Source organism: Nostoc sp. DedQUE05, from assembly GCF_034530955.1.
Classification (GTDB): Bacteria; Cyanobacteriota; Cyanobacteriia; order Cyanobacteriales; family Nostocaceae; genus Nostoc.
The window spans coordinates 1-22,505 of the sequence record NZ_JAVRCB010000073.1 but is presented as its reverse complement, the minus strand read 5'-3'; the positions used below and the strand labels follow the sequence as shown (position 1 = coordinate 22,505).

Annotated in this window: 18 protein-coding genes; 8 read left to right on the top strand and 10 right to left on the bottom strand. The window is 42.1% G+C overall.

The genetic code is table 11. The features are described from left to right. Nucleotides 1-167: 167 nt before the first annotated feature. The 3 genes from RMZ42_RS33160 to RMZ42_RS33150 all read left to right on the top strand — a co-directional run bounded on the left by RMZ42_RS33160 (nt 168) and on the right by RMZ42_RS33150 (nt 3,552). On the top strand, nt 168-1,778 hold the full coding sequence (locus RMZ42_RS33160; RefSeq protein WP_322675416.1) for an NAD(P)/FAD-dependent oxidoreductase: 1,611 nt from the start codon (nt 168-170) through the stop codon (nt 1,776-1,778). Nucleotides 1,779-2,441: 663 nt separating this feature from the next. Next, complete coding sequence (locus RMZ42_RS33155; protein ID WP_322675415.1) at nt 2,442-3,323, top strand: hypothetical protein; 882 nt, start codon at nt 2,442-2,444, stop codon at nt 3,321-3,323. Next, the gene (locus RMZ42_RS33150; protein WP_322675414.1) at nt 3,295-3,552 is read left to right on the top strand and encodes a hypothetical protein; all 258 of its coding nucleotides are present in this window, start codon (nt 3,295-3,297) and stop codon (nt 3,550-3,552) included. Before RMZ42_RS33155 ends, RMZ42_RS33150 begins: the two co-directional genes overlap by 29 nt. Here the strand turns inward: RMZ42_RS33150 and RMZ42_RS33145 are convergent. The 3 genes from RMZ42_RS33145 to RMZ42_RS33135 form a co-directional block, all read right to left on the bottom strand. Further along, a complete protein-coding gene (locus RMZ42_RS33145) occupies nt 3,538-3,804 on the bottom strand; it encodes a hypothetical protein (protein WP_322675413.1) in 267 nt (88 codons plus the stop codon). The two genes, RMZ42_RS33150 and RMZ42_RS33145, sit on opposite strands and share 15 nt — an antisense overlap. A 460-nt stretch (nt 3,805-4,264) precedes the next feature. Next, entirely contained in the window at nt 4,265-4,531 is a 267-nt protein-coding gene (locus RMZ42_RS33140) for a hypothetical protein (RefSeq protein WP_322675412.1), read from the bottom strand. Nucleotides 4,532-4,882: 351 nt separating this feature from the next. Continuing rightward, nucleotides 4,883-6,007 (bottom strand): THUMP domain-containing class I SAM-dependent RNA methyltransferase, encoded by a 1,125-nt coding sequence (locus RMZ42_RS33135; protein ID WP_322675411.1) that lies wholly within the window; start codon nt 6,005-6,007, stop codon nt 4,883-4,885. Between the two features lie 275 nt (nt 6,008-6,282). Here RMZ42_RS33135 and RMZ42_RS33130 point away from each other — a divergent pair, with 275 nt between their 5' ends. After that, the gene (locus RMZ42_RS33130) at nt 6,283-7,677 is read left to right on the top strand and encodes a hypothetical protein (protein ID WP_322675410.1); all 1,395 of its coding nucleotides are present in this window, start codon (nt 6,283-6,285) and stop codon (nt 7,675-7,677) included. A 200-nt stretch (nt 7,678-7,877) separates the two neighbouring features. Here the strand turns inward: RMZ42_RS33130 and RMZ42_RS33125 are convergent, their stop codons facing one another. Together RMZ42_RS33125 and hemW are read right to left on the bottom strand one after the other, a co-directional pair. Continuing rightward, on the bottom strand, nt 7,878-8,765 hold the full coding sequence (locus RMZ42_RS33125; RefSeq protein WP_322675409.1) for a UTP--glucose-1-phosphate uridylyltransferase: 888 nt from the start codon (nt 8,763-8,765) through the stop codon (nt 7,878-7,880). Between the two features lie 10 nt (nt 8,766-8,775). Then, the gene (gene hemW, locus RMZ42_RS33120; protein WP_322675408.1) at nt 8,776-9,957 is read right to left on the bottom strand and encodes a radical SAM family heme chaperone HemW; all 1,182 of its coding nucleotides are present in this window, start codon (nt 9,955-9,957) and stop codon (nt 8,776-8,778) included. A 405-nt stretch (nt 9,958-10,362) separates the two neighbouring features. Here hemW and RMZ42_RS33115 point away from each other — a divergent pair, with 405 nt between their 5' ends. After that, complete coding sequence (locus RMZ42_RS33115; RefSeq protein WP_322675407.1) at nt 10,363-11,439, top strand: PIN/TRAM domain-containing protein; 1,077 nt, start codon at nt 10,363-10,365, stop codon at nt 11,437-11,439. Between the two features lie 67 nt (nt 11,440-11,506). Here RMZ42_RS33115 and RMZ42_RS33110 read toward each other — a convergent pair whose 3' ends face one another. Continuing rightward, the gene (locus RMZ42_RS33110) at nt 11,507-12,349 is read right to left on the bottom strand and encodes an Rpn family recombination-promoting nuclease/putative transposase (protein WP_322675406.1); all 843 of its coding nucleotides are present in this window, start codon (nt 12,347-12,349) and stop codon (nt 11,507-11,509) included. Between the two features lie 518 nt (nt 12,350-12,867). On the opposite strand from RMZ42_RS33110, the gene RMZ42_RS33105 reads away from it, so the two are divergent. The 3 genes from RMZ42_RS33105 to RMZ42_RS33095 all read left to right on the top strand — a co-directional run bounded on the left by RMZ42_RS33105 (nt 12,868) and on the right by RMZ42_RS33095 (nt 18,952). Continuing rightward, nucleotides 12,868-14,814, top strand: coding sequence for an amino acid transporter (locus tag RMZ42_RS33105; RefSeq protein ID WP_322675405.1), 1,947 nt, complete (start codon nt 12,868-12,870; stop codon nt 14,812-14,814). A gap of 224 nt (nt 14,815-15,038) precedes the next feature. Continuing rightward, the gene (locus tag RMZ42_RS33100; protein ID WP_322675404.1) at nt 15,039-18,281 is read left to right on the top strand and encodes a PAS domain-containing protein; all 3,243 of its coding nucleotides are present in this window, start codon (nt 15,039-15,041) and stop codon (nt 18,279-18,281) included. A 98-nt stretch (nt 18,282-18,379) separates the two neighbouring features. Next, on the top strand, nt 18,380-18,952 hold the full coding sequence (locus RMZ42_RS33095; RefSeq protein WP_322675403.1) for a 2OG-Fe(II) oxygenase: 573 nt from the start codon (nt 18,380-18,382) through the stop codon (nt 18,950-18,952). Between the two features lie 35 nt (nt 18,953-18,987). Here RMZ42_RS33095 and recR read toward each other — a convergent pair whose 3' ends face one another. The 4 genes from recR to RMZ42_RS33075 form a co-directional block, all read right to left on the bottom strand. Continuing rightward, the gene (gene recR / locus RMZ42_RS33090) at nt 18,988-19,545 is read right to left on the bottom strand and encodes a recombination mediator RecR (RefSeq protein ID WP_322638705.1); all 558 of its coding nucleotides are present in this window, start codon (nt 19,543-19,545) and stop codon (nt 18,988-18,990) included. A gap of 190 nt (nt 19,546-19,735) precedes the next feature. Beyond that, the gene (locus RMZ42_RS33085; protein WP_322675402.1) at nt 19,736-21,400 is read right to left on the bottom strand and encodes a KGGVGR-motif variant AAA ATPase; all 1,665 of its coding nucleotides are present in this window, start codon (nt 21,398-21,400) and stop codon (nt 19,736-19,738) included. Continuing rightward, nucleotides 21,397-21,921 carry a helix-turn-helix domain-containing protein gene (locus RMZ42_RS33080; protein ID WP_322675401.1) on the bottom strand — a complete coding sequence of 175 codons (525 nt, stop codon included), beginning with the start codon at nt 21,919-21,921 and terminating at the stop codon, nt 21,397-21,399. The genes RMZ42_RS33085 and RMZ42_RS33080 overlap by 4 nt, the downstream gene beginning before the upstream one ends. Further along, complete coding sequence (locus RMZ42_RS33075) at nt 21,914-22,300, bottom strand: type II toxin-antitoxin system RelE/ParE family toxin (RefSeq protein WP_322675400.1); 387 nt, start codon at nt 22,298-22,300, stop codon at nt 21,914-21,916. Before RMZ42_RS33075 ends, RMZ42_RS33080 begins: the two co-directional genes overlap by 8 nt. Nucleotides 22,301-22,505 lie beyond the last annotated feature (205 nt).

Sequence of the window (22,505 nt, the reverse complement as noted above, 5' to 3'; positions counted from 1 at the left end):
TATTGCTACGTATTATTACTCGTTGCAACTGTGTCGGGAGGAACGTTAAGTTTTTCCATGACGTGAAAAGTTAGTGTTTATCTAAGGTTTCGGCAAAAGGCAGTATTCGTCATGCTTCCTGCCTCTGTTGTTAATATTTTGATAGACAGTATGCATTTCTCCTCGCTATGTTACGCCTAACAGAAGTAAAGCTCCCGCTCGATCATCCTGAAGATGAGATCAAGACTGCCATCCTCAAAAAGCTGCAAATCACGGACGAAGATTTGATTAGCTATTCCATCTTCAAGCGTAGCTACGATGCCCGTAAGAAAGGAGAGATTACCCTTGTTTATATTCTGGATGTAGAAACGACTCAGGAAACTCATCTACTCAAGCGCCTGAAAAAAGATCCTCATGTGACGATCGCGCCAGACATGAGTTATCGCCCAGTGGCACAAGCACCAAGCAATTTGACGATTCGCCCCATCGTGATTGGTACTGGGCCTTGTGGCTTATTTGCGGGTTTGATGCTGGCGCAAATGGGCTTTCGTCCGATCATTTTAGAACGTGGCAAACAAGTTCGCGATCGCACTGCTGATACCTTTGGTTTTTGGAAGAAAAAATCAGACTTCAACCCAGAATCCAATGCCCAGTTTGGCGAAGGTGGGGCGGGTACATTTTCCGATGGCAAACTCTACAGTCAAGTTAAAGATCCTCAGCATTATGGACGCAAGGTACTAACCGAACTCGTCAACGCCGGAGCTTCACCAGAAATTCTCTATATCAACAAACCGCATATCGGCACATTCAAACTAGTTGGAATCGTCCAAAGTATGCGTGCCAAAATCGAATCCCTCGGCGGCGAAATCCGCTTTCAAAGTCGGGTGGAAGATATCAACATCGAAAATGGACAGGTGCGGGGAGTCACCCTCGCCAGTGGGGAATATATCGCCAGCGATTATGTCGTTCTGGCGGTAGGTCATAGCGCCCGTGATACTTTCCAAATGCTATTTAATCGTGGAGTTTACATCGAGCCGAAACCATTTTCTATCGGCTTTCGAGTCGAACATCCCCAGTATCTCATTGACCAATGTCGTTTCGGCGCTCAGGCTGGTCATAAGCTTTTAGGTGCTGCCGATTACAAACTGGTTCACCACTGCCAAAATGGTCGTTCTGTCTATAGTTTTTGTATGTGTCCGGGGGGCTTGGTGGTTGCAGCTACATCAGAACCGGGGCGAGTCGTCACCAATGGGATGAGCCAATACTCTCGCAATGAACGCAATGCCAATAGTGCGATCGTTGTCGGCATCACCCCCGAAGATTATCCGGGAAATGCCTTAGCGGGAATTGACTTCCAACGGCGCTTGGAAGAACGAGCATTTGAGTTAGGCGGTGGAACTTATGAAGCTCCAGGGCAGTTGGTGGGAGACTTTCTCAACCATCGCCCCTCTACAGCATTTGGCACAGTTAAACCGTCTTATACACCTGGGGTACATTTGGGTGATTTGAGTGAGAGTTTACCAGATTATGCGATCGCAGCCATCCGTGAAGCACTTCCTGCTTTTGACAAACAAATAAAGGGATTTGCGATGGATGATGCCGTGTTGACTGGGGTAGAAACTCGCACTTCATCACCGATTCGGATTAAACGCAAAGAGGATTATCAGAGTTTAAATACCGTCGGTCTTTATCCAGCTGGTGAAGGCGCGGGATATGCAGGGGGAATTCTCTCGGCTGGTATCGATGGTATTAAAGTGGCGGAGGCGGTAGCTTTAAGTATTTTGAAAAATTGCAATTAGTAAAATCTAAAATAGTGAATGCGATGCCTACGGTGGTAAACTACGCAATCTCAGCATCCGATTTTGAGTTGAAAGGAAGTTTCTAAATGAACGTGAGTTCGATGAACTTCTCCCCAACCCCTCTTTGAGGCACAGAGGGGCAGAAATATTTTTAGTTGACAACGAAAAAATTAGGGTTTCAAAGCCTCTCTCCCTGTGGGGGAGAGGAATGGAAGTGGGGTTTTTAGAGCCGTCGAACTCACGTTAAATGAAGTTGTATTGCAAATACTATTACAACAATTAACAACTTAATTTCAGTCGAACTTTATCCAGCAAATAGACATATACCTGCTTCTACAATTAATTAGCTTACTGAGTATAGATATTCCTTATTTGTACAGAAATGACTTCTATATTGTACTAGCCCTAATATCTTTTTTGAGTCAATGCATTAAGTGCATTTATAATAGCTTGATTTAACTATTGATAAGTTCTGGCAGCTTGCGAACGTAATACGAATTATTTAGCCTTGGGTGTTTTTATTATTATTTGTACCACCTGAACGTTTACAATTAATTTCATCGCAACCTAACTAATGCCTCACACATTTACAGGTGTGAATTTGCATGTAAACTCCCCATTCACAGGGAACATTAATTTCATGGCAACAGAATTATAGTAATAATGAACAAATTCAAATATTTTTCTATCTTATTTTTATCTATCGTTTTGATGGACGGAGCGACTATAAAGATTTCTGCGCAAGCTGCTGGAACTAAAGTTTTAGTAACGGCTCAAAACGAATCTCTCAACAAATCTGATATTGACAAAGTTATCGCTTTTTACGAATGGGTCTTTTCAGGAAAATTCACTAGCGAGCAGCGTAATGAATATCAGTCAATAAAATTAAATGAGTTTCGCAAAGACCCAGATGGAACTAGAAAAAGCATTGACAATCTAATTTCCAATTATACACAAGCTCTTGCTAAGACCGAAGAGGAACAAAGCCGGATTCGGCAGGCATTTAACGGAGAATTTGTAGGGCAATTACGAAATTTACCGAATGATGCGGAAGCTAAACTTTTGCTGTCTGTTTACGATAGCGCTCACGCGGGCGAAACTGCTTCAAATGATACTGATGATTCATCTGGTAGCGTTGGAGAGATTTCGTCGTTAGTTGGAAAATGGGTTTGGACGCGTACCGGAAACAGTGCTATAAGTACGAATGGTACATATATCGGATCGAACGGTTCGCGTTTCACTTATCAATTTTTGCCGAACGGAACGGTCGAATTTACAGGAATAATGAACGTAATGAACGGCAGCTGCAACCAGCAAATTTTCCAATCTCGAAAAGGAAAAGCCAGTCTGAGCGGCAGTACGATGACACTTAACTGGTCTCCAGCAACTTTCACTCGTGACTTTTCGTGCGACAGAGCGAATAACTACACGAAAACTTTGCCTGCGGAAAACGAAACTTATCAGGTGAAATTCAAAACCGATCTAGGTCAGAAACAGCTTTGTCTGATCGGCAAGGATGAAACCTGTTTCAGCCCGACAAATTAGGCCAAATGACAAAGCCAGCTTTATTTGTTTACTCAAGCAGCTAGATTTGAACGCACCACCAACTAAGCTTGTGGCTCATGTCAATTTTAATATCAAGCCCCACCTAGATACTTTCGAGGTAGGGCTTTTATTTTTATGTCTGGAGTCGATATGCAATCATGCCTCAAGCGCGATGGCGTACACGCCCTTTCCGGTGGCGATCGCAGTGCAAAATTTATCCGATTGTTAAAGCTGGTTCTTCACAGAAGTTAAATAGGGCTGACTCTGTTTCTGATTCATCTTCAAATACAGCAGAGATGTACCATTCACAGGGCGAATCATTCGTATATTCAGCCCAAGCAATTGTTACTGTTTCACCCGATGGAATCCCTGAGTCACTCAAGGTAAATGAAGCCCACTCTTCATCATCGACAGATACCCACAACTCTGTAATTGCTTGTTCGGTATCATTGGTAACGGTAAAGGTGAATTGGTCTGACATAAATAGCCTTGCCTTTTAGCTATAAATAAATTGCAGGTTGTCAGTCACCGATTATACTGCCACTTTTTTAAAGCGTTGTCATGCAAACTCCCACAATATAGATTCAGGAATAGTTTCAATCTTTTTTTGACTAAATTTAATTTTGTTAAAGAGTATTAAAAATATCACAGGTAAGACGCGATGAATCGCCGTCTCTACAATAATTTATCGCGTCTTTACGATCTAACAGAAATAGTTGAGAGCGATCGCTTCCCCAAATAGGCGCAGTCAGGGCGTTTCACAGGCTGTCCCTAACTTCTTCGAGCAACTTCTCTAAAAGCGACATGTTAATTCTAATATCAAGCTGCACTTAGATACTTTCGAGGTAGGGCTTTTATTTTTATGTCTGGAGTCAATATGCAATCATGTATCAAGCGCGATGGCGTACACGCCCTTTCCGGTGGCGATCGCAGTGCAGAATTTATTTGATTGTTAAATCTGGTTCTTTACAGAAGTTAAATAAAGCTGACTCAGTTTCTGATTCATCTTCAAATACAGCAGAGATGTACCATTCACAAGGCGAACCATTCGTATATTCAGCCCAAGCAATTGTTGCTGTTTCACCTGCTGGAATCCCTAACTCACCTAAGTTAAACGAAGCCCATTCTTCATTATCTACAGATACCCACAACTCTGTAATTGCCAATTCAGTTTTATTGGTAACGGTAAAGGTGAATTGGTCTGACATAAATAGCCTTGCCTTCTAACGATAAATAAATTGCAGATTGTCAGTCATTGATTATACTGCCACTTGTTTCAAAAGTTGTTACACTAACTGCTAAAATATAGACTTACAGATAGTTTCAAGTTTGTTTGACTTAATTTAAATTTCTTAAAGAGTATTAAAAATATCAACGATTCAGATTGAATCTATCGAGATAGCCAATGCCATGCAACAGCAGATTTAGGTCGCGGTTCTTACAAACTCCAATAATACAGCACATCCCCGGTGTCACAAAATTTTCAGGCAATGTATTTTTTACTCAGCAGAAGTAGTTGAGAGCGATCGCCTTTAACATACTACAAACCGACAATTTTCTTAATACAACTCATATTTCATTAACTGACAAGGCAGCGTTCCGTTGTACACCGCAATTCGCTGGGATGATTTTAGTCCAATCGATTGAGACAGTTCCTTGTTGCCACTGAGGACAAAGGCAGTCCAGCCTTTGAAACGTTGTTTCAGCACATCGCCCAAAAGTTTGTAAAATGCTCCTAGATCGCTATCTCGCCCCAGCCGTTCGCCATAAGGTGGATTGCAGAATAAAATCCCACTATCTGCGGGGGCGACAACATCGGCAAGTTCCATTTGAGAAAACCATACATGGTTATCAACGCCGCAATTTTGAGCATTGTTAATCGCTTGCTCAATTATATTTTCATCGCGATCGCTTCCCCAAATAGGTGCGCTCAGGCTATCAAGTTGGCTGTCTTTAGCTTCTTGGAGGAGTTTTTCTAAAAGGGGCAGGTCAAAATCGAGCCAATTTTCAAATCCAAAGGATTCGCGAAACAGTCCTGGTGCGATATTTAGTGCCTTTAAGCAAGCTTCCAGAGGTAAAGTGCCAGATCCACACAGAGGATCGTAGAACATCTGGTTTGGTTGCCAACTTGAAAGTTGAATCAGGGCAGCAGCCAGAGATTCCTTGAGAGGGGCTGCTCCCACCGCCGGGCGGTAGCCTCGGCGATGCAGACTATTTCCCGAACTGTCGAGTTTAACCGTACAAAAGTCGCGTTCAATATGAACATTAACCCGCACATCTGGTTCGTGAAGCTCTACATTTGAACGTTCGCCGAGATTTTCTTTTTGTTGATCGACGATCGCATTTTTCACCTGAAGAGATGTGAAGTGGCTGTGGTTGAGGCGATCGTTTTTGCCTGTGACATTCACCGCCAGCGTCATATCTGGCGTCAGATAGTTTTGCCAATCGATAGTTTGGATACCGCGATAGAGATCCTTGGCATCAAGGCATGGAAACTCATCGATATTCACCAAGATTCGGAACGGCAGCCTAGCCCAGAGATTGACGCGATAAAGTAAAGTGCGATCGCCCTCAAAGGCTACACCGCAAAACCCCGGCTCTACGGAATGGGCACCCAGTTGCTCTAACTCCTGAGCCGCAAGGGTTTCTAATCCGCGAGCAACCGTTGCAAAATACTGATTCATCCTCTAATCCAAAGCATTATCTTCACTGCTCACCCATTGACGCACTTTAGCTTAACTTATATCTGGTGACATTCTCTCTGGTTAAGTCTGCAACTATAACTTTAAGTAGGGTAGAGGCAGGAGTCAGAACACAGCAAATATTTTTTCAAAGAGATTATATTTTCTTCAGTTTAAGTACTATCTTAAATCAATTAACCCTGCTAATATCAAGCTGAAATAGCATTCAGGCACTTTGCAATACAACCCATGAATAAAAATAGTCAGAGGGAAAAACTGTGAGTTTAGTATCTGATATTATTCTGCTGCAAGACTTAACATCGTCATCTGACGAGAATTTAGTCCAGCTGAAAACCGTACTTCCGGCGACAGTAAATCGCTTAACCAACCCGGCATTAGCAAATATATTTGGTGATGACTTGAAATTTGGTATTGCCTCTTTCAAGGATAAGCCACTTGCGCCTTTTGGAGGTTACGCTGACTATGTATATCAACCAGAAGTCACTTTGACAAATAATGTCACAACAATTAAAGACAAAATCTTTAACTTTCAAGCTTTTGGTGGCAATGATGGGCCAGAATCACAATTATTTGCACTCTTGTTCGCAGCTTTAAATAGCGGCAGTCTTGGTTACAGAGTAGGTTCATTTCGTGTTATTCTAATAGCCACCGATGGTACTTATCACGTTGCCGGCGATCGCGCAGCAGTTCTTCCAAGTGATACTATTGCCAATAATGGAGATGGAATAGCTGATGCTTTTGAAGATTATCCACAGGTCGGACAAGTAAAAACTGCGCTAGAAGCAAATAACATTATTCCAATTTTTCTAACTACGAGTAATGTTGCAGCCAATTACGAGACACTAGTTACCCAGCTTGGTCGAGGTGGTGTACTAACTCTTGGTTCTACAAGTGAAAATCTTGCTGATGTCATAAAAGAGGCAGTTGCTCAAGCTAAAAATGCGATCGGTACTGATGTCACTACAACCAAGGGAGACGATACCTTTAGTAGAGCGGATTTTTCGGCTGGCGATAAAGTTATTTTTGCTGGGGATGGTGATGACAGTATTTCGCTTTCTGGGGTTATTGGTAATCATTACATTGATGGGGGGGCAGGTTCTGACATCCTTTTTGGTGGAGCTGGTGCAGACAAAATAGATGGGGGTAGTGGTGACGACAACCTTCTGGGGGGCAGAGGTGATGATATTCTTTTTGGCAGTAGTGGAAAAGATATTCTGAGCGGGAATCAAGGGAACGATTACCTACAGGGAGATAGTGGGGATGACTTACTAGAAGGAGGCGCGGGTGCAGATAAGTTTGGATTTGCAACAGGATCGAAGTTTAATATTAGGGAACTCGGAGTTGATGTTATTAGTGACTTCAATCCTGAGCAAGACAAGATCCAACTATCTAAATCTACCTTTACAGCTCTAAGTAACTCAGTCTTTCCGACTCAATTAGATTCCGCAGACTTTGCCACAGTCACAAATGATACTTTAGCTGCAAGTAGTAGTGCAGCGATCGTTTATAATAGCGCAAATGGTAGTCTCTTTTATAACCCTAATGGTTCGGCGAATGATTTTGCTGAGATTAATTCCGGGGGTAAATTTGCACAATTGGATGCTACCTCTTTTCCGACTCTAACTACCGCTAGTTTTGAGGTAGTTTTTTAAGGTTTGTATTTGATTTAGAGTCCTGCATTTTGTAACCCATCTACCTGAAAACTGCTTTAACAAAAAAAGAGGCGATCGCCAGGAGCAAATTAAACGTTATATTTTCAAGATGCCTCTGCTTACCTCAATAGACTACTATCTATTTGAACTATTTTAAAAAGTGAGAGCCTCCCAGATAAACAAATTGAACTAAGATTAATCTATATTTTTCTAAAATCAATCATTGTCTGCCGATAAGTATCTGGCAAACCTGTATCAAAACACTTGCCTTTAACAACATATCCTGTCATTCCCTCTTCCTGACGCAATTGTTCAAGACAAGATGTTAACTGAAATTCACCTCGTTCTCGGAAATTTTGGTTGATATGTTCTGCGAGAAAGTCAAAAATTTTCGGCGTTAGTAAATATAAGCCAAATATACATAAAAAATTATTTTCTGACATTCCTTCTACACGTAAATGCTGTTGTGCATACTCAATAGTCGGTTTTTCATACAGTTGTCTAACTGACAAAATCGAGTTTAACTCTTGCCAAACCCCTGTTACACACCCAGCTTGATGAATAATTTCTGCTGGCATTGTAGTTAAGCCAACAACGTTTTGATTAACTTGTTCGTAAACATCTAAAACTTGACTAGCACAAGACTTTTCAATGTCAGATGCATAAATGTGGTCGCCCAACATGAGCAAAAACGGCTCATTTTGTACCCAATCCTTGGCACAAAATACTGCATGACCATAGCCTAATTGTTCCTCTTGTAACAGAATGGTAATTCTGCTACCTAAATCTTCGAGATATCGGCTATATTCTTGATTTTGTGGTGAAAGTTTCTCTAAAAGTTCTTTTTTGGGTGGGTTTTTCAAGAAATCTGCAAATACTTCTTTGTCATCTGGCTGCACCACAATCCCTACTTCTGTAATTCCAGCACTAATTGCCTCTTCAATAATTGCAAGAATCACAGGTTTTGCCCTACCATCTCGATCGATAATCGGGAAAAGTTCTTTTTTGACAACTTTAGTAGCTGGAAACAAACGAGTACCGAAACCAGCTACCGGAATTACAGCTTTTCTAACTTTATTTTTTTGCATAAACAGTTCGTCACCCCAACTTCTCAAACAATTCTGCCAATACCACATTAGAAAACAAAAACCCTTGGGGATCGATCAAACGCAATCTTCCCTGTGCAACTTCCACCCAACCTTTTTCAAAATACAATTGCAAACACCGACAAATCTCCTCCACCTTCTCTTCGCAAAACGCCTCTACCAACGCCGCCAAACTCAAACCTTCTGCCAAACGCAACCCCAACATTAACGTTTCTAACAATACTTCCTTTGGGGGGGTTACATCACAATCAATTACACCGCCAGCTTGTACCCACTGGTAATACTCTTTAGTTTTGCGCGGACGAGTGAAGCGTTTCCCCTGAACATAACTCGCCGCACCCATGCCAAAGCCATAATAAGGACGGTTTTCCCAATACACTCGATTATGGCGACACTGATAACCAGGTTGAGCGTAATTGGAAATTTCATAATGCTCATAACCTGCACTAGTTAAAACCTGCTGCCCCATCTGGTACATTTTGACTGTGGCTTCATCCGTAGGCAAAGGAGTATCGCCAGGTTTGTAATAACGACCAAAGGCTGTACCTGGTTCGATGGTAAGATCGTAAATGGAAATGTGAGTGGGTACTATCGCCACGGCTTTTTCTAAGGAATCTTGCCATTGATCTAAAGACTGATGCGGCAACCCAGAAATTAAGTCTAAGCTAAATACGGGAATCTCGACTTGGTGGATTAGTTCCACAGCTGCAAAAATATCTTCAACTGAGTGCGATCGCCCCGCCCTTTGCAATAATTCTGATTGAAAGGCTTGTACGCCCAAACTTACCCGGTTCACGCCTGCATTGCGATAGCCTGCTATGTGGGCTAAATCAAAGGTACCTGGGTCAATTTCCATAGAAATCTCTGCCCCAGACGCAATCCCAAAATGCTTCTGTAGCTCTGTCAGTATCCGTTGTAGCTGCTCTACTGAGAGCAACGAAGGAGTACCACCGCCGAAGAAAATTGTCTTCAGAGGTTGACCAAATGCTGGTGTAATGGCAATTTCTTGACATAGCACCTCAACATATTGGGAGATAGTACCAGATGTTTCGCCCCGCAAGCGATCGCCCACAACAGATACCGGGAAATCACAATAAAAACAGCGCCGTCTGCAAAAGGGAATATGCACATAAGCAGAACTCGCAATTCCAGAAATACTAAATGTTTTACTCATTTTGAGAAAAGTTTTAAGTGAATCCAACTGCGAATTAGAGACAATGAAAATGAGATAAGAATTCAGGAGTCAGGAGTCAAAAGCCAGAATAATTGTCAAATCAAGCGTGTAATGACTTCTTGATTTTATTAAACTTATTAAGTTTAGGTATCAAAGTCTTCTTAATTCTGACTTTTAGATTCTGGATTCTGAATTCTTACAAAATAAGTAGTTTATTTACAAGTTTTTGTCTTTTTACAACAAAACAATGAAAAATATTAAGATAAAAACCTTTAGTTATAATAATTGCAGATATTGTCAGCCTAAAACCTTAGTGTAAGTCAATGTTGATAGGTTTATCTTACCGATAAAATAAAAAATACTTAACTTTATCGGTTAACACAGTTACAGGAAAACAAGACAACCATGCTTGACGCCATTATTATTTTCTCATTTATCCTAGCAGCGTCGGGAATAGGGTTCTACAGCATTGAACTACTACCCAATGGGGCGCTAGATCAGGTAACGAATCTAGAAGCTTTACGCTTAGTTGTTGCCGTCTTTGCCGCTATTATTGGTGGTGCGATCGGGCTGAGTTTCCAGACGACATATCGTCGCCTAGAATCACAAGTAAAAGAAATGCCTCTGGAAGCGATCTTAACTCGTGCCATTGGCTTAGTGATTGGGCTATTACTAGCCAACCTGATGCTAGCCCCACTATTTTTGCTCCCGATCCCGGCGGATTTTGGATTTATTAAGCCATTGGTGGCAGTTGTCGGTAGTATCATCCTCTCCGTCACTGGCATGAATTTGGCAGACACCCACGGGCGAGGCTTATTGCGGTTCATTAATCCCAACACCGTTGAATCGATGGTAGTGGAAGGAACATTAAAACCAGCCAATACCAAAGTTCTAGATACTAGCTGTATTATTGATGGTCGTATTGAAGCCTTACTAGAAACAGGGTTTTTAGAAGGGCAAATTCTCGTACCGCAGTTTGTCTTGCAAGAACTCCAACAAGTAGCGGATGCTAGCAAAGACCAAAAGCGGGTGCGGGGAAGGAGAGGACTAGAAATTCTCAATCGTATTAAGGAAGATTATCCCGATCGCATCTTGATTAATACAATTGACTACGAAGATATTCCCACAGTGGATGCCAAGTTAGTACGCTTCGCCCAAGAAATTAGCGGCACACTGCTAACCAACGACTACAACTTGTCTAAAGTCGCCAGTGTTCAGAAAGTACCTGTTTTGAATGTGAATGATTTAGTGAATGCCGTCCGTCCCAGTTATTTACCTGGCGACAACCTGGATTTAAAAATCCTCAAGGAAGGCAAAGAACCCAGTCAAGGCATTGGCTACTTAGATGACGGCACAATGGTAGTTGTTGAAGAAGGTAGCAGTTATGTGGGTGGTGAACTGCGAGTAGTAGTTACCAGTGCTTTACAAACTACAGCAGGAAGAATGATTTTTGCTAAACCCCAAGCTTCAGCATTGGCGTGAAACAATGGGATGTTTGTTCAATTCGAGTGACACTTGCTAATCGGTGCAGTTAACCTGCACCGATTATTTATTGATTGGACTCACGAGACTCATTTACCTGTAAATACTGTAACTGCTCAATTGATAACCCTGTCACCTTGCCGATCGCCTCTAATGGCATACCAGTACTAAATAGATTTCTTGCCACTTCGAGTAACGCTTCAGCCTTACCTTCGGCCTTACCTTCGGCCTTACCTTCGGCCTTACCTTCGGCCTTACCTTCAGCCTTGCCTTCAGCTTTACCTTCTTGTAGAATGTCTTGATAAATCGCTGACTCGCGCATAATATCTGACCTCAAAACTCGTTTAATAACCTCTTTATCTAATATTAAACCAGCTAAAATCGCTGTAGAAGCAGCAATATTGCTTTGAGTTCTTAATTCTGTAATCCCGTTAATTTCCCGTGCAACTTCGGTAAGTATAACTTCTGGATCGATTGTATTGCTTAAGACCGCTAAAGGTAAGAGTCCAGGTGTTCTCAAAAATACTTCTGTAGGTTGTTCCCAAAGTCTGATAACTGCAAATTCATGTCGTGTCCCAGGAATTGTAAATGTATTTTGTTGCACCAAATTTGAATTTGTTTGCTTGAGGTAAATTACAACTTGATGCATTGCTTTGTCTGGAAAGCGGCGATATGCTCGTAATCGATAGTCAATCATCCGAAAAGGAATTTCTGCATCGACTTGGGTTTGAAATTCCAAATGCAATATGCTTTGCTCCGACTGCAACAGAATTACAGCATCAGCCCGAATCGGTTCGAGAGATAATTCTTTTGGACTTAGTTCTGTTAAATTAATAGATTCGCCTAATAACCATGTAGCGAAGTCACTGGAGAAGTTCTCAACTAAAAACTTGCAGATATTGTCAAACATCTGAATTAGTGTAGTTGGTGCACATGGGTTCGCATGATGCTAGAAACCTATCTAATACATTGTTTGTATATTGTGTTCGACTATATGCCCATAATTCTATCAAACTAAAGTCTGCGGCTACACAAACAGAGTTATAGATTAGCAGGCTAATTATCTTGTGGTCATTTACACAAACATCATATAACTAAAAGTGACTTTTATTTTAGGGTTGATTTGTTGATTGCGTACATACCAAGTTTCGCAGCGTCGTTTTTTATAATTTATACGGCTTAAAGGTGCTAAGAGCGCAAAAGCGTTAATCCCAAAATATACAGTTGCAGTATTGATTATTCCTATACTAAAACCTGCAACCGATCTCGATCTGGTAGACGACTACGAACTACTGCTATATATTTTGTAAATGGGACAGGATGCTTAACATACGATAATAGTGCTATGCCTTTGTAGTTAAAAATTTTAATAAACCACGAAGGCTTTAAAAAATCACAAAGCCGACTTTTGCAACACAACCGTATTTGATGGCTAAATCAATTGTTTCAACAAAACGGCTCGGCAGTCAGTTAATCCACTGGTTGCTTGAAGAAAACCGACAAGAGAAAAAAGGGCCTTACCGCAAGGAAGAAGCACATCGCCAGCATTCTTGGTGGCAGGTGATGTGCTTGACTGGTGTAGATTATTTCTCTACCCTTGGTTATCAACCTGGGATTGCAGCACTGGCAGCTGGCGCTCTTTCTCCTATAGCTACCTTGATTCTGGTTTTGCTGACGCTGTTTGGAGCGTTGCCAATCTATCGACGCATTGCTGCCGAAAGCCCTCATGGTGAAGGGTCGATCGCAATGTTAGAGCATTTACTTTCCTGGTGGCAAGGCAAATTACTTGTACTGTGCTTACTTGGGTTTGTGGCAACTGACTTTATTATTACAATTACTTTGTCAGCTGCTGATGCCACAGCCCATATCGTCGAAAATCCGCTGACACCACATTGGCTTCACAATCAGCCGATCGCAATTACCTTGATATTAGTTGCATTACTAGGTGCAGTTTTCTTGAGAGGTTTCCGAGAAGCCATTGGGATTGCAGTAGTTTTGGTGGGAGCTTATCTGCTGTTAAACTTGATTGTCGTTGGCGTCGGTGTGTATCAGATATTAAATCACACAGAAACGATTCCGAATTGGCAAACTGCACTTTTTGCACGCCATTCTAACCCTTTGATTCTAATCGGCATCTCTCTCCTCATCTTCCCCAAACTCGCACTGGGATTGTCAGGTTTTGAGACTGGTGTTACCGTTATGCCCCTGGTTAAAGGTAGCAGTAACAGCACTTCGCAGCATCCCAAAGGGCGGATTCGGAATACACGCAAGTTGCTCACCACTGCTGCTCTAATTATGAGCTTCTTTTTGCTTACCACCAGTTTTATAACCACTCTATTGATTCCACCCGCAGAATTTGCATCGGGGGGCAAAGCTAACGGACGGGCCCTTGCTTATTTGGCACATTTGTATTTGGGCAATGGCTTTGGCACAATTTACGATTTAAGTACTATTTCTATTTTGTGGTTTGCAGGTGCATCTGCAATGGCAGGGCTATTAAATATCGTGCCTCGCTACCTACCACGCTATGGCATGGCGCCCAATTGGGCACGAGTAACCCGACCTTTGGTGTTAGTCTACACAGCGATCGCTTTTGTTGTCACAATTATCTTTAAAGCAAGTGTAGAAGCCCAAGGTGGGGCTTATGCAACTGGTGTACTGGTGTTGATCACCTCAGCCGCCTTTGCCGTCACCTTATCAGCCCACCGTCACCGACAGAAGCGGGCCAGACTCGTTTTTGCCATCATTACACTGCTATTTTTATATACCACCATTGTTAATATCATCGAAAGACCAGAAGGGATTAGGATTGCTGGGTTTTTCATCGGTGCGATCATTTTTACCTCGCTGGTTTCTCGTGTTTGGCGTTCAACAGAACTGCGGGCAGAGCGAATTGAAATTGACGAACTTGCTAGGCAATTCTTTGCCGAAGATAGCGAGGGAACAATACGACTGATTGCAAATCGCTTGAATACAGGCGATGTCCTAGAGTATTTTATGAAAGAAAAAGAGGTACGCGAAGACAATCATATTCCAGCCAACGATCCAATTCTGTTTCTAGAAATCCATGTATCCGATGCTTCGGAATTTGCGGATGTAATCGTAGTAAAAGGGGTGCAAGTTGGCGATTATCGCATCCTCCGGGCTGAAAGTGCAGCAGTACCGAATGCGATCGCAGCTTTACTACTTTACATTCGCGACCAAACTGGTAAGATTCCCCATGCTTACTTCGGCTGGGTTGAGGGAAATCCCATACAATACCTATTGCGTTTTATCTTGTTTGGCGAAGGTGACATTGCTGTAGTTACCCGTGAAGTACTGCGTCGGGCTGAAAAGAATCCCCAGATGCGACCTGGTATTCATGTTGGGGGTTGATTGAGGAGTGCTGAGTGCTGTTAGCGGAAAGCTAAGGTTTAGCCCGTGCTGAGTGCGATTATTACTTTTTTACTCAGTACTCGTTACTCAGCACTCAGCACTGTTTCGGTGATAGAAGTAGCGATCGCAGCTTTTACCTCAAATTGGAAGAAATTGCCTTAAAATTTATGTAAATATGAGTCGCTCAATCTAAGATTAACTTTAAAATTATTTCACTTTTTAGAATGCCAGACGCGGAAAAGTTTTACAACCAGCTGGCTAATCACAAGCTGCTGCATCGGCAAGTTAGTAAAAAGGCAAAATCTTCGCTAGTAGCCAGTCAAGAAGAAGGAATGGTGCTTCACTTGCCTGATGGCACTATCCAGGCTTGCAATGCCGCTAGCGATCGCATTTTGGGACTGACCGCCCAGCAGCTTGTGGGGCAAAATTTGCTCGATCCCAAGTGGCAATTTATTCATGAAGATGGTTCTCCTTTACTCAGTAAAGCTCACCCTGCGAGGGTTACTCAAAATACAGGTAAACCTTGTTTAAATGTGGTGTGTGGCTTTTATAAGCCAAATGGTGAGCTAGTCTGGCTATTGTTTTCCTCGCAACCTCTGTTTCAAACTGAAGGAAGCAATCTGTATGCGATCGTGACAACTTTTTCGGATATTACGGAATCTAAGCACGCTCAATCAGAGGAAGACTGTAATTGCGAACAAGATACTCAACTATTTAATGCAGATGAATTTCAAATACTGTGGGATAGTCATCGTCTGTTTCAACAAATTGCTGGCACTCTTCCGGGGATAATCTACATTTATGACCTAATTGAGCAGCGAAATTCTTACGTTAATTACGAAATTGCTCAAAGTTGGGGCTATACACCAGCAGAAATCCAGGCGATGGGAAAGGAGTTATTTACTCAACTTCTACACCCTGAAGATTTGGCTCGACTCCCTAGCTATTTGGAACAATTTAATTCTGCTTATCAGGGTGAAGTCCTCAGCTTTGAATACCGAATTCGACACGCTAATGGAGAGTGGCGCTGGTTTTGTAGCTATGACACTGTGCACAGCAGAACTGCTGATGGATTGCCGCAATATCTTTTGGGGATCGCTTTTGATATTACAGAGCGACGACGCATAGAAATTTCTTTGCGGCAAAGTAACGAAAGGTTTGAGCTAGCAGCGGCGGCGGTTAATTGCTTAATCTATGACTGGGAGATTAGCAGAAATACAGTGGAAAGAACTCAAGGTCTAACCCAGGTTTTTGGCTACACCCAACAAGAAACTGAACCTACCTTCCAGTGGTGGCAAGAACGCATTCATCCCGATGACCAACAAAGAGTTAACGACCAATTCATAGCTAGTATGGCCAATGGAAACCGTTATCGGATTGAGTATCGCGTGCGTCACCAGGATGGCCGCTATTTGTGGGTGGTAGATCAGGGGTTTGCAGTCCGGGATGAAAATGCTCAGGTGGTTAGGGTAGTTGGTGCGAGTACTGATATTACCGAACAGCAAGCTGCTAATTGGGAACGTCAAAAAATTGAAACAAATCTACGCGAGAGTGAAGAACGGATTCGGTTGGCCACTAATGCTGCTGAACTGGGTATGTGGTTTTGGAATATCACTACTAACGAGGTAATTTGGACAGAGAAATGTTATCAACTGTTTGGAGTGTCCCTAGAAGCCGAAATCAGCTTTGAGATTTTCCTCAACTGTGTATATCCAGAAGACCGCCAATGCATTCATGAAGCGATCGCCCGCTCTCTGGAGGAAAATGTTGAGTGTGACATCGAATACCGCACCCTTTGGCCTGATGGTAGTATTCATTGGATTGCTGCTAAAGGTCGTGTCTTTTATGATGCCGAGGGTAAGCCAGTACGAATGATGGGTACTACCCAGGATATTACCCAACGCAAACAGGTAGAAAATGATTTGCGCCAGCGCGAAACTCAATTAAGGCGGTTAGTTGATTCCAACATTATTGGCATTATGTTCGCCACTCCTGATTACATTACTGAGGCGAACGAGGCTTTTTTAGAAATGGTGGGTTATACGCGAGAGGAACTGTTAGCGGGTAAGATATACAGAAAACACATCACCCCACCTGAATATCACGATCTCGATCGGCAGGGGCTAGAACAACTTTTAACAGTTGGGATATGTACTCCTTTTGAAAAAGAATACATCCACAAGGATGGTTCCCGCATTCCGATACTAATTGGTGGTGCCTTGGTGGAACGAGACCCCGTATCTTGGATCTGTTTTATTCTTGACTTAACCCCCAGGAAACAATTAGAAAAAGCACTTAGGCAACAAGCAGAGGAACTCAAACAGGCAAACCGAAATAAAGATGAGTTTCTCGCAATTCTCTCCCACGAATTGCGATCGCCCCTCAACCCGATTTTAGGGTGGTCATCGCTACTCAAAAGCCGCAAATTTGATGAAGTGACTACAAATCGTGCTTTAGAAACCATCGAAAGAAATGCTCAATTGCAGATTCAATTAATTGATGAGTTGCTGGATGTCTCCCGAATTATTCGCGGTAAGTTAAACCTGACTTTTGCCACTGTTAACTTAGTAGCTGTAATTGATGCTGCATTAGAAACAGTCCGGTTAATTGCCGAAACCAAATCTATCCAGATTAAAGTACAGGTTGACCCCAATGTTGGTAAAGTGTTAGGCGATTATAATCGCTTACAGCAAGTTGTAGGGAATTTACTCTCGAACGCAGTCAAGTTTACTCCCTCTCGTGGTTCAGTCGAAGTCAGCTTATCATTGAGTAATGAATTAACTTCTCCCTCAGCATTAATTCAAGTTAAAGATACAGGTCAAGGTATTTCCCCAGAGTTTCTACCCCAAGTATTTGAATATTTTCGTCAAGCTGATAGCAGCACAACCAGGACATTCGGCGGACTGGGACTGGGATTAGCAATAGTTCGTCACTTAGTAGAGTTGCATGGTGGTACTGTAAAAGCAGCCAGTCCAGGAATTGGACAGGGAGCAGTTTTTACTGTCAGACTGCCCGTGATGAAGGAAACTGACGGTTCAGAGAAAACAGGAGGAGCGGGGGAGAAATTTAACTCGTCAGTTCTGCGTGGACTACGGGTCTTAATTGTTGATGATGATCTTGACACACGGGAGTTTTTGCACTTCTTGCTACAACAGAATGGGGCGTTGATAACTGCCGCAGCATCGGTAAAAGAGGCGCTTAAAATTATAGCACAGGCTGTACCTAATTTATTAATCAGTGATTTAGGAATGCCAGAAATGGATGGCTACAGCTTGATTAAGATGCTTAGAGCCATGCCCAAAGAGGAGGGCGGGGAAATTCCGGCGATCGCTCTTACCGCCTATGCTAAAGAAAGCGATCGCGATCGAGTTTTAGCGGCTGGTTTTCAGAAACATATTGCCAAACCAGTAAAACCAACTGAATTACTCACCTCAATTGCAGATTTACTAGGGCAAAATCATCGCTAAAACTCTATTTCTGTCCATTGGATTTTAGGCTCAACTGAACTGTATTGGGTTATAAATAATACACTATTCATCAAGCTTAAATCTCACTCGACTTAACCATGACCAAGAAAGATTTGCTTCGCAACCAAATTTTCACGCTGGAAAATATTCTTTCGCCAGCAGAATGCGCTGAATATATTACTTTAACAGAAAACATTGGCTATGTAGATGCTCCTATTACTACCCACCGAGGTTTTGAAATGCGTCCCGACATCCGCAATAATCAGCGCGTTATTTTGGATGACCGAGAGCGTGCTTTTGATTTATGGCAGCGTGTGTCAAATTATATCCCCAACACCATTGGTAGATGGCATCCAGTTGGGCTGAATGAGCGTTTTCGTTTCTATCGCTACGATCCAGGTCAGAGGTTTGCACCTCACCATGATGGTGCTTATCGACGAACTAATGGTGAGGAAAGTTTATTGACTTTCATGATTTATCTGAATGAAGGCTTTGAAGGCGGCGAAACCCGCTTTTATCTTCCTCAATATTACCAAGATTTATCTAATCTAGCTGTGCTTCCAGTAACAGGTATGGCTTTGTGTTTTGTCCACGAACTAGTACATGAGGGCGCTACTATTATCCAGGGGCGAAAGTACGTCTTGCGATCGGATGTTATGTACAGTCAATAGTCGAGAAAGTGATTAACCAGCAAAATCAACAAAACTTAATCTAACTCCCGACGGCCTTCCAACGCCCTCGCCAATGTCACTTCGTCTGCGTACTCCAAATCGCCACCTACAGGTAAACCAAAAGCAATCCGCGTCACCTTAGTAAATGGTTTCAGTAGCTGACCGATATATAGGGTTGTTGTCTCCCCTTCTACACTCGGACTAATTGCCAGAATTACCTCTTGAGGTTTTTGCTGACTTACCCGGCGCTGCAAAGCTAGTATATTTAGCTGATCTGGGCCAATTCCATCAATTGGCGAAATCACCCCGCCCAAAACGTGATACTTGCCTTTGTATTCGCGGGTTTTTTCTAATGCAATCACATCACGAGGATCTGCAACAACACAGATAGTGTTATTGTCACGGTTGGCATTGCGGCAAATTTCACAAACAGGTTCAGCAGATAAGTGAAAGCAAACAGAACACAAGCCTATCTGTTTTTTTGCCTCAACTAAAGCTTGTGCCAAAGCTTCTACTTCTGCTTCTGGCCGCTTCAAAATATGCAAAGCCAGTCGTTGGGCACTTTTGGGGCCAACTCCCGGTAGGCGTTGCAATTGTTCAATTAACCGTGCTAAAGGGCGTGCGTAAACCGTTGTCTTGTCTCCAAAATGTTTTCACTCTAACTATGATGACATTTTTCGGGTACTTCCATCTCCTTGGGATGGCGTTTATTGTAGAAGTTGTGTAAAAACTGCGTTAACTCATCCAAACTCAAAATATTAAGAGTACCAATAACAAAGTAGTTTAAGATGTCTTTTGTAATTCACGTGCCAGATCAGATAATCCACAGTCCTTTAAGTTTTGATAAAAGCTTTCGTCCTTTAACATACGGAATTTTGCAAGTGAACGTATTACGTCTTCTAGCTCTTTAACACGATCTAATTGGTAAGCTAAACGAGCTGCTTGCTCTATAACCGTAGGATTGTATTCTCGGCGTATAAACTGCTTGGCAGACTCCAAGGCGCCTTCATAATCTCCATTCTCTTTAAGAGTTTCAATTGCTAAAAATATGAGCGGGCCGCCTAGTTGCTTCGGAGGAATATCTGGAATTAATCTAGCTGCAATCTCACTTTGACCTAGTTTTAAAGCAGTTCTAGCTGCAATCAATTTTGCTTGAATTTGGCTATCAGCGTCTAGGCTCTCATCATCACACAAAGGAAAAATAATTGCGAAACTTTTAGAGTATTCCTCTAAATCTTCCAATATATCTGCATAGCGTACAGCTTGTTCTGATTTTAGCTCTTTTCTTTGCCATAAGGGATCTATGACACGCAGAGCTTTTTTCTTATCTTGTTTATCAAGCTTCCGCTCAGATAAATAGCTTTCTGCAAGAATCTGTTGTGCTTCTTGATCAGTTGGTAATAGCTCTAGGAGTTCCCAACCAAAAGACCTTAATTTTTCTGTGTTTTCTCTTAACCGGAAGAACCGCATAGCAGCACGATATACATCTGGATGCGGATAGAGTGCAACTAGCTCTAAAACATTCTTCTCTAACTTTTCAAGTGAAGATGAAAATAGTAAGCGACTACCTATTTGCTCAATTTCAGCCCGAATATTTTCACTAGAAAGTTCTAAATCCAATCCATAAAATAATCGCACATAGTTGTTTACTAGTTCCTTATTACTGTCAGGATCAGCAATTGCCAAGAACTCCTCTCGTTCTAGTTCAGGACAGGAAAACAAAAAGAACAGCTTAGTCTCATCTGTTTCAAAAATTTGGCAACACCTTTGCTTAAAGCTGTCTAAATCTTTAGGTTTTGGTACGCGTGACACAACAACTTTAACCTCGATTGACTTTCCAAGGGTTTTAGCTACTGCACTTTGCTCAATTAGCTGCTTAATATGCTTGCTTACTTTGATACTTTCTGAACTCAAAGGAGACAGCATGACAACTTCATCAGGTAGCTGCTGTGTACAAATACCTGCTATTTCAGTAATGCCTGTGCGGGAATCTATAATCACAAAATCTGCCTGCAATTCTTTTTCAATCCTGGCAAGAAACTGTTGAAAAAATGCAACCCCATCACGTCTTTTAGAAAATAATAAATTCCAGTCAAGCTCAGTCAGCTTTCTGTAATACTCATCAGAGAGATACTGCCCTGCTGGAATGAGCCATAAGGGTGAAGTTTTTTTTGAAGGAATTGGTATCTGAAGGCTTATTTGATCAATGCTTCCTGGATCAGTATTTTGTTGCTGATAATCTAAGATGTAATTGAGAAGTCCTTTTTGATCAGATGGTAATTCAAATCCAGAAAACTGGGCAAACTTTGCGTCTAAACCTGGTGCTTCAAGATCAAAATCTACTAAAACAGTTTTTCGACCCAGTTTAGCTAGATAAAGTGCAAAATTTGCTGCGGCCAGTGTTCTACCAACACCACCTTTATATGAATAAAAAGTAATTGTCTTCATGCCACACTATCCCTCCCCCAAGAACCTCCTTGTCGATGCCGAACATGCTGTGCCTCAGAATATGTCTCTCTCTCTTTTGGTGAGATTAAGTTAAAATCTGGGGTTGGTACTTCGTGCACAGGCTCTGTGTTGTCAGCATCTTCAAATATTGCGTTGATGGCTGCCTCTACGTCTATCTTATCCACAGTCAGATTTGCTGCAATTATTTCAACCCGTTGCTTTTTTACAATAATCGCTGCCTCAAAATCTGCGCCTAAAGCATTTAAGTAGGCAAGTACGGAGTCAAACGTGTGATCATTATTGATATCTTCTAATTTGGATACCCAACTTTGCCCCACACCAAACCGTTCACCCATTTCTTTCTGAGTAAGTCCAAGCCGCTTACGTACATTTCGCATTGCCTGAGTTAAGGCAAGCCGGAAAATCTCTTGATGCTCAATTAGACGGTTCTCTGGTGTGTCCTGGACGATTTTGTTTAAGGAAGCTAAAGCATCGCCGCCTAAATGGGGATTATTACTCATCTGTTTTATCCTCCTTTGCTTCTATAAAATCTCGCTTTTTAGCTGCAATCTTAATTTGTCTTATTGGAGTGTTATCACCTTTCTTCTTAAAAGCGTGCAGCAAAATTAGACGCTTACCTGGTAAAGCACACAGAAAGACACGGATATTGTTAGGAGTGTTATCTAAACGTAATTCATAAAGATTATTTTCTGTCTCTATTTTGTCTAAAATATCTGAACGCTCGACCAGTAAGGCTAATCCTTTGTTTTTTAGATAGTACAGGCGCAGTTGAAACTGCTTTGATTCGCCCTTGGTGAGCGAAGGATCATTGAAGAACTCCTCAACTGGTTTAGTCCCGTCTACCTCCTGGTAGTAAATAATCTGCCATTCTTCACTCACCACAGGCTCCTCACACCCTGAATTAATATGCCATATTTGGAATATTAATCGATATTACAATATTATCAACTTAAAAATTCGGTTGGCTTGATTGTCGGTGAGTTCAGTCGTTATACAGTAGACCTCTTGCAAAAGTCCCAGATACATAAGTAGGACTTACGCATTGACAAGGTTGCCAAGAAGTGAATTCAGGGAAAACAAGGAA